This window comes from Chroococcidiopsis sp., assembly GCF_051657925.1.
Taxonomy (GTDB): domain Bacteria; phylum Cyanobacteriota; class Cyanobacteriia; order Cyanobacteriales; family Chroococcidiopsidaceae; genus Chroococcidiopsis.
In genome coordinates, this window is the sequence record NZ_JBOFLP010000037.1 from 1 (window position 1) to 6,805 (window position 6,805).

Annotated in this window: 7 protein-coding genes; 2 read left to right on the top strand and 5 right to left on the bottom strand. The window is 41.7% G+C overall.

What is annotated here, in order from left to right:
• Window positions 1–248: 248 nt before the first annotated feature.
• On the bottom strand, window positions 249–1,628 hold the full coding sequence (rlmD, locus tag ACRC32_RS02655; protein WP_438552526.1) for a 23S rRNA (uracil(1939)-C(5))-methyltransferase RlmD: 1,380 nt from the start codon (window positions 1,626–1,628) through the stop codon (window positions 249–251).
• Between the two features lie 110 nt (window positions 1,629–1,738).
• Between rlmD and ACRC32_RS02660 the strand changes: the two genes are divergently transcribed.
• A complete protein-coding gene (locus ACRC32_RS02660) occupies window positions 1,739–2,224 on the top strand; it encodes an allophycocyanin subunit alpha-B (protein WP_438552521.1) in 486 nt (161 codons plus the stop codon).
• 127 nt (window positions 2,225–2,351) lie between these two features.
• Here ACRC32_RS02660 and ACRC32_RS02665 read toward each other — a convergent pair whose 3' ends face one another.
• On the bottom strand, window positions 2,352–2,591 hold the full coding sequence (locus ACRC32_RS02665) for a hypothetical protein (RefSeq protein WP_438552522.1): 240 nt from the start codon (window positions 2,589–2,591) through the stop codon (window positions 2,352–2,354).
• Between the two features lie 93 nt (window positions 2,592–2,684).
• On the bottom strand, window positions 2,685–3,677 hold the full coding sequence (locus ACRC32_RS02670; protein ID WP_438552523.1) for a hypothetical protein: 993 nt from the start codon (window positions 3,675–3,677) through the stop codon (window positions 2,685–2,687).
• Between the two features lie 181 nt (window positions 3,678–3,858).
• Here ACRC32_RS02670 and ACRC32_RS02675 point away from each other — a divergent pair, with 181 nt between their 5' ends.
• Window positions 3,859–3,990: a hypothetical protein gene (locus ACRC32_RS02675; protein ID WP_438552524.1), complete on the top strand. Its 132-nt coding sequence runs from the start codon at window positions 3,859–3,861 to the stop codon at window positions 3,988–3,990.
• A 233-nt stretch (window positions 3,991–4,223) separates the two neighbouring features.
• Here ACRC32_RS02675 and ACRC32_RS02680 read toward each other — a convergent pair whose 3' ends face one another.
• Entirely contained in the window at window positions 4,224–5,732 is a 1,509-nt protein-coding gene (locus ACRC32_RS02680) for a UbiD family decarboxylase (RefSeq protein WP_438552527.1), read from the bottom strand.
• Window positions 5,733–6,082: 350 nt separating this feature from the next.
• A partial coding sequence (locus ACRC32_RS02685) for a glycosyltransferase family 2 protein (RefSeq protein ID WP_438552525.1) occupies window positions 6,083–6,805 on the bottom strand: 723 nt, incomplete at its 5' end.

Genomic DNA, 6,805 nt, shown 5'->3' on the forward strand with positions numbered 1-6,805 from the left:
TGATATATGCGTTATATATGCGTTGACTGTATTTTCACTTGAATTGTATTGATCGAGATTAAAATTGGCAGCTGCCTCTTAATCAATATTAGCATCTTTGTTATCTTCTATCCTACACATTTATGCGGATCTATCGTAATTATACCTAAGAGAGGGAGCAGGGAGCAGGGAGCAGGGAGCAGGGGGCAGAGGGTGCAGAGGAGATTCTGAGCTTTTTCCAATTTTGAATTTTGAATTTTGAATTCCCCTCACTCCTCACCCCTTTCTAAAAACGCTGCACACTCTACATGGGCGGTTTGGGGGAAAAAGTCGGCTGGTTGGACTCTGGTAAGGTGGTATTTGCCATTTTGACAGAGCAATTTTAAATCGCGGGCAAGGGTAGCAGCTTTACAGCTGACGTAGACGATACGTTGTGGCTGGGTTTGCAGCAGGGTTTCGATGACGGCGCGATCGCATCCTTGGCGGGGTGGATCGAGCAGTACAATATCTGGAGTTGTTTCTAGGTGGGGAAGCAGTTTTTCGACTTCTCCGACTTGAAATGTAGTGTTGGTAATCTGGTTGAATCGGGCGTTGTTTTGGGCTTGTTCGACGGCGGCGGATTGAACTTCTAAACCGATTGCTTGTTGCACTTTTTGGGCTAGCGGTAAGGTTAACGTGCCGATGCCACAATATGCATCTACTAAGACTTCGTAGCCTTGCAAATTCAAGTGGTGCGTAATTTCTTGCAACAGGGCTTCAGCCGCCTCCGTATAAACTTGAAAGAATGTATCGGGTAGCACATGAAACTTTAAATCCGCAAAAATTTCTAGTAGATACGGATGTCCGGCAATACATCGGGTTTCACTGCCAAAAATAACGTTGGTGCGATCGCTTTGACGATTTAACGAGACTCCTACTAGTTGCGGATAGCGGTCTAACCATTCCTGCGCCTGGGCTTCAATTCCTGGTAAGTCCCAATCTTTGACTATCAGAGTTAGCAGCATTTCTCCCGTACGGCGACCGATTCGTAAGGCTAAATGTCTCACTTGTCCTCTGTGGTGTTTTTCGTCGTATACTTGCCATCCCCGCTGTTGGATATCTTGTTTGACTTCTGCTAGCAGAGGGTTGAGGCGTGGATCTTGTACGGGACATTGATTTAGGTTAATTAAATGATGGCTACCTTTTTGGTAGTAACCTGCTTGGATTTGACCTGTAGCCGATTTTCCCACGGGATATGTAGCTTTGTTACGATAACCGAGATCGGCATTCCCTGTTAAAACTGGATCGACGGGAGGATGAGCAAAGCCGCCAATCCGTTGTAATGTCTGAATAACTTGATGGCGTTTGGCTTCCAGTTGATGTTCGTAGGCGATATGCTGCCACTGACAGCCGCCGCATTTATCGGCTACGATGCAGCGAGGACGGATGCGATCGCTAGAAGATTCGAGGAGTTGTTGAAGTTTACCGTAGGCGTATTGTGGCTTGACACGCACCAAACGGACTAAAGCGCGATCGCCTGGGGTCGTATCGGGAATGAAAACAACCCTACTGTTGACACGCCCCACCCCATCACCACTATCATTTAGATCGGTAATGGATACTTCTACTAAGTCGCCCTGTTGCCAGCGGTCGGATGTGCGATCGCTCATGTTTTGTAAATTTTGTCCCCTTGTAACAGACATAACTGAAAAGATCCCTTTATTTGGGGGACATAGAATCGCTAAACTACAAATGATATTCTGACTCATTACCTATAATCATGAGTGTAGTAAGCCAAGTTATTCTCCAAGCCGATGATGAGCTGCGCTACCCCAGCGCTGGCGAACTCGAAAACATTAAAAACTTTTTGCAAACAGGCATACAGCGGATGCGCATTGCCGCAACCCTAGCCGAAAACGAAAAGAAAATTGTTCAGGAAGCAAGTAAAAAACTGTGGCAAAAACGTCCTGACTTCATCGCCCCTGGTGGAAATGCCTATGGCGAACGTCAGCGGGCGCTGTGTCTGCGGGACTACGGCTGGTATCTGCGCCTAATTACCTATGGTGTGCTAGCTGGCGACAAAGGACCAATTGAAAAGATCGGTTTGGTCGGTGTCAGAGAAATGTACAATTCTCTGGGCGTTCCCGTACCTGGAATGGTTGAATCAATTCGCTGTCTGAAGAATGCCTCTTTGTCTCTGTTGAGTGCGGAAGAAGCAGCAGAAGCAGCACCTTACTTTGACTATATCATTCAGGCGATGTCATAGTTTTTGGGTCTACTCAAGTAGTCTCAAATTTGTTTGGTTTAATATCTCGGCTAATGTCTCCCCACTCTTGGTAGTGACTGTGGCAGTTTAAATGTCAGGTTGCTAGCAAGCAGTGGGGAAACTTTTTCTAATTGTCTTGTAGCCGCGATAAATATGAATTTAAGATTTCGATATCTCCTGGTGGGGCTGTAATTGTTTTAGGATCGTCTTTAATTCTGAAATAGTGTTCTTGTAAAGCTGCTTTGCGAATGTCGTCGTGTTCTTCGCCTACGTGTTCTAAGGCAAAGTCAATCAGTTCCTCTTTTGTCATCTGCTGAAGTTGCGATTTCAATTCCTCAGACATATCTTTTGCTTCCATTATTTGCATAGATAATTAAGATGATAATGTCACGCAAAGACGCAAAGGCGCAAAGGAATGTATAGATTTCTCTAGTGATGAGAAAGTATCAGTTGTAAACACTTATTCGTCTTCAGGTTCACAATAGCTTTTGATTGCTTCAACTATTATATTTATGCGAACATCGTTCCATATTGCTTTAAATATTTCAATTAAAGCAGTCTTGCTAGCCCTACGTAATCGTTGCCACCTCAAGGGCTTGATATGTTGGAATTGATCGATTACCTGACGAACTTTCAATTGAGTAATATCATGATTTTGATCTTCATTAGCATTTGAACTAATTTCTAGATTGGGGATTAACAGCCTCAGAAAATCTTCAGCATCTCCAGCCAAATCTTGTCTTGGTTCAGGTGCATAGTTGTGGTTACAAACACTCCCAACGTGTTCGTACTGATGAACAGTAGTGGCATTTGGGAAATGATTAATTCTTTGAGCTTGTCTATCGTTTGAGTCTGAAATATTATCCAACATAGATTTGAGAGTTAGATTGTTAGGTGAAAGTTTGTTCGACTTTAACACTTCAATACGCTTTCTTTCACGCTTTATTCTTAGAGCTTTTTTTTCAAAGTTAGAAAAATTATTGATTGATCTTTTACCGTAAAATCCTGCTGGTAACGCACAGATAGCAATAGCTACCAAAACATAATTATAGGGAAATATTTGATATCTACAGTTTAAAAAAAGTACTACAATAGCTCCTACCGTGTATATAAACCCAGGAATGAATTCTAGTTTGTCTATTGGCATTATAATGTTATACTTATTGATTTCTTTCTGATAAAGCTCAAAAATTAATTGCCAATTGCAAGAGTTCATACCAGTAACTATTTTTTCTAAGTCTGCAAGTTTTAGAGAATATAATTCATATAAACCACATACAATTCTCTGTCGAGCTGTATATTCAAAAACTTCAATTGCAATCCAGTATTTATTCGATAGCTTAGTATCTTTAATCACGCCTTCGTCCCAAAATATCTTAAGAACTCCTGACTTTTCCTTAAGGAGTTCGATTGTACGTTTGGTAACATTTTCTTCAAGATTACGAAGCAGCATGATGCAAAATTATAATTGCTGTAAAGTTGCTTAATAATGATTTATTAATCTTAATCTTCAATTATTGGTTAGTTGATTGATGACAAAATTAACTGTTGGCTATGATAGCAAAAATAGAAGGTGAGACAAAAGATAACAAATTTGAGTCGCTCTCAAAAGTTTTTAACAGGAAAATGTACCTATGCTGCCTGAAGCTATTGCTACAGTTGTTAAAATGATGGAATCATTACCTGTAACTGCACAGAAAAAGATTGTTGACCATTTGCGGGAGTATATTACAGAATTACAAGAAGAGTTGAGTGGGATGATTTAGTTGAAAAAAACGCAACCTAAATTGATTGCTGCTGCTAAACGGGCTAAACAAGAAATTGCCGAAGGACTGGCATAACCTTTAGACTACGACCAGCTATGATTACGATCGCTTTTAATTATAAAAATTTGAATTTAATTTGGTTTAGCGATCGCAATCTGTACCATAATTTGTAGGGGTGCACATCTGTACGCCCCTACGAAATTTAATTGAAAACGCCTACATACCAAACTGATTTAACGCATATCGTAACCAAACAAATTCGGATCGACTTCTCCTAATTGTAAACCTGCTAAACCATACTCACTCCAACGCCTTTCTACCATCGCCGCTACATCGGGATCGGATTCTAAAGGTGCGCCCCATTCGTGTTCTATTTCGGGTGGAATTTTGGTAGTTGCATCAATCCCCATGCGTCCGCCTAAACCAATTTTCTCGCTGGCAAAGTCGAGGGTGTCGAAAGGTGTATTCGGTAAAATAAACACATCTCTGGTAGGGTCAACTTTGGAACTAATTGCCCATACTACCTGACGCGGATCGCGGATGTTAATATCTTTATCCACGACAATCACGAATTTAGTATAGGTGAATTGGGGTAAGGCACTCCAAAAAGCTAAAGCAGCCCGTCGCGCTTGACCAGGGTAAGCTTTATCGATGGAGATAATCGCGGCTTTGTAACTTAAAGCTTCCATTGGCAGGAAGAAATCAACAATTTCTGAAACTTGTTGCCGCAGAATAGGAGTATAGATCCGATTGAGAGCGATCGCCATCATTGCCTCTTCTTTTGGCGGACGACCGCTAAATGTGGTCAAATAAATTGGGTCTTGGCGATGAGTCATGCAGTGGAAGCGTACTAAGGGCGAATCTTCCAAACCACCGTAATAACCCATATGATCGCCAAAAGGACCATCGGGTAAAACTTCACCTGGGGTAATGGTTCCTTCTAAAACAAATTCAGAGTCAGCGGGAACTTCTAAATCTACCGTTTTACACTTCGCTAAGTTTACGCCAGAACCGCTATAAAGTCCGGCAAACAGCCATTCCGATAAATCTACAGGAATAGGAGTAGCCGCCGCCATGATAATTAAAGGATCGACACCAAGGGCGATCGCAACTTCTAATTTCTTACCCCGTTCTGCGGCTTTACGCAAATGTCTCGCCCCACCGCGTACCGATAACCAATGTACTGTCATCGTATTACGCGATTGCAACTGCAAGCGATACACGCCGACGTTGGGCGTACCTGTCTCGCAATCTTTAGTAATGACTAAACCCAGCGTGATAATTTTGCCTGCATCCCCTGGATAGGGACGGATGAGGGGAAGTTTGTTTAAATCTAATTCGTCGCCTTGAATGACGACTTGCTGACAAGCGGGAAAAAAGTCTCTTCCTGGTTTCGCTTTGACGACATCAAATAACACCTTGCCAAATTCTACCGCTTGAGAAATCTTCTTCGGTGGCTTTGGCTGTTGCAGCATACTCAGCTTTTTCCCCAGTTCTTCTAGTTCTTGGGGTGTCTGCATGTTCATCGCCCAACAAATCCTTTCTACCGTCCCCATCAAGTTAACTGCTACGGGATGGGGCGAATCTTTGACGTTCTCAAACAATAAACCAGGACCACCCTGCTGTAACATCCGATTAGAAATCTCAGCAATTTCTAAATCTGGGTCAACTAATGCGGTGATTCGCCGCAGTTGTCCTCTCTGTTCTAGGAGTTTGATGAATCCCCGCAAATCTCTCATAATAGTCACTTGTCATTGGTCATTTGTCATTTGTGAGAGTTACATGTTTATCTGCGATCGCAACCCCCTGTATATATAATTATGAGGAGATCTTATAAATCTATAAATAAATCTCTGGCGATCGCTTACTGTGGCTGTATGTGTTGTTCCAATAGTAAGCTAAGTTCTTCCTTACTCATTTCCCCTTCAGCTACTTGTATCACAAGATTATAAGCTGCTCAGGTTCGCTCAAAGAATCAATTTCTTGGATAATTTGTTCTTTAGTATTCATCTAGTAATTTTGACTTTTGACTTTTGACTTTTGACTTCTCCCCCTTGTCTCCCTTGTCTCTCTTGTCCTCCTTGTCTTTTACTCAACGACTATTCAAAGTATCCCTTCTAATCTTTCGTTCTTGGATAGTGCCGATCGCTTTTATAACTAAAGCCTCAATTCGATTATATAATTTTTGCGGTAGCAGCAGAAGCAAGTGAGCGGCTACTAAGGTTGAGAGAGTTCGATAGGGTTCCTCAAATATTAATTTCCAATAATTAGCTAAAGCTAGATGAATTAATTTAACAGCTATTTTTCCTTCCCGAAATCGGACGGCACTGCGGGCTAAATACCTGATATAGTAAGCTTTAATTGCCCTGTGCCAACGCAAGTTTAATTCTGGTGCGTACGAACGAGTTTTTTCTACTTCTTGGCTAGCAGATTCTAACCGTTTTAGTAAGTTTGCTGTCATGCCTTCAGAATTGACTCTGTATAGCGTTAAAGCTGCGGGAATACCTTCGATTTTCCATTGAGTTTGAATTAGAATCCGTAGTAAAAAATCGGTTTCTCCCCCCGATATTCTAAATCGTTCGTCAAAATAGCAGTTTTCCAACTGACCATTTTGTTGATGCGTGAATTTAATATCTTCTAAAACTTTACGACGTATGACTCCCGCCGAACCATTTCCAATTGGATTGCAACGGAGTAGATACGGTAAATTAATTCCTTTTAGCTTAGGCATTTGGTAAGTACCTAAACACTTCCCATTTTCATCGACAAAACTAGAACGACAAAAACTCATCCCGACAAAAGGAGATGATTCTAA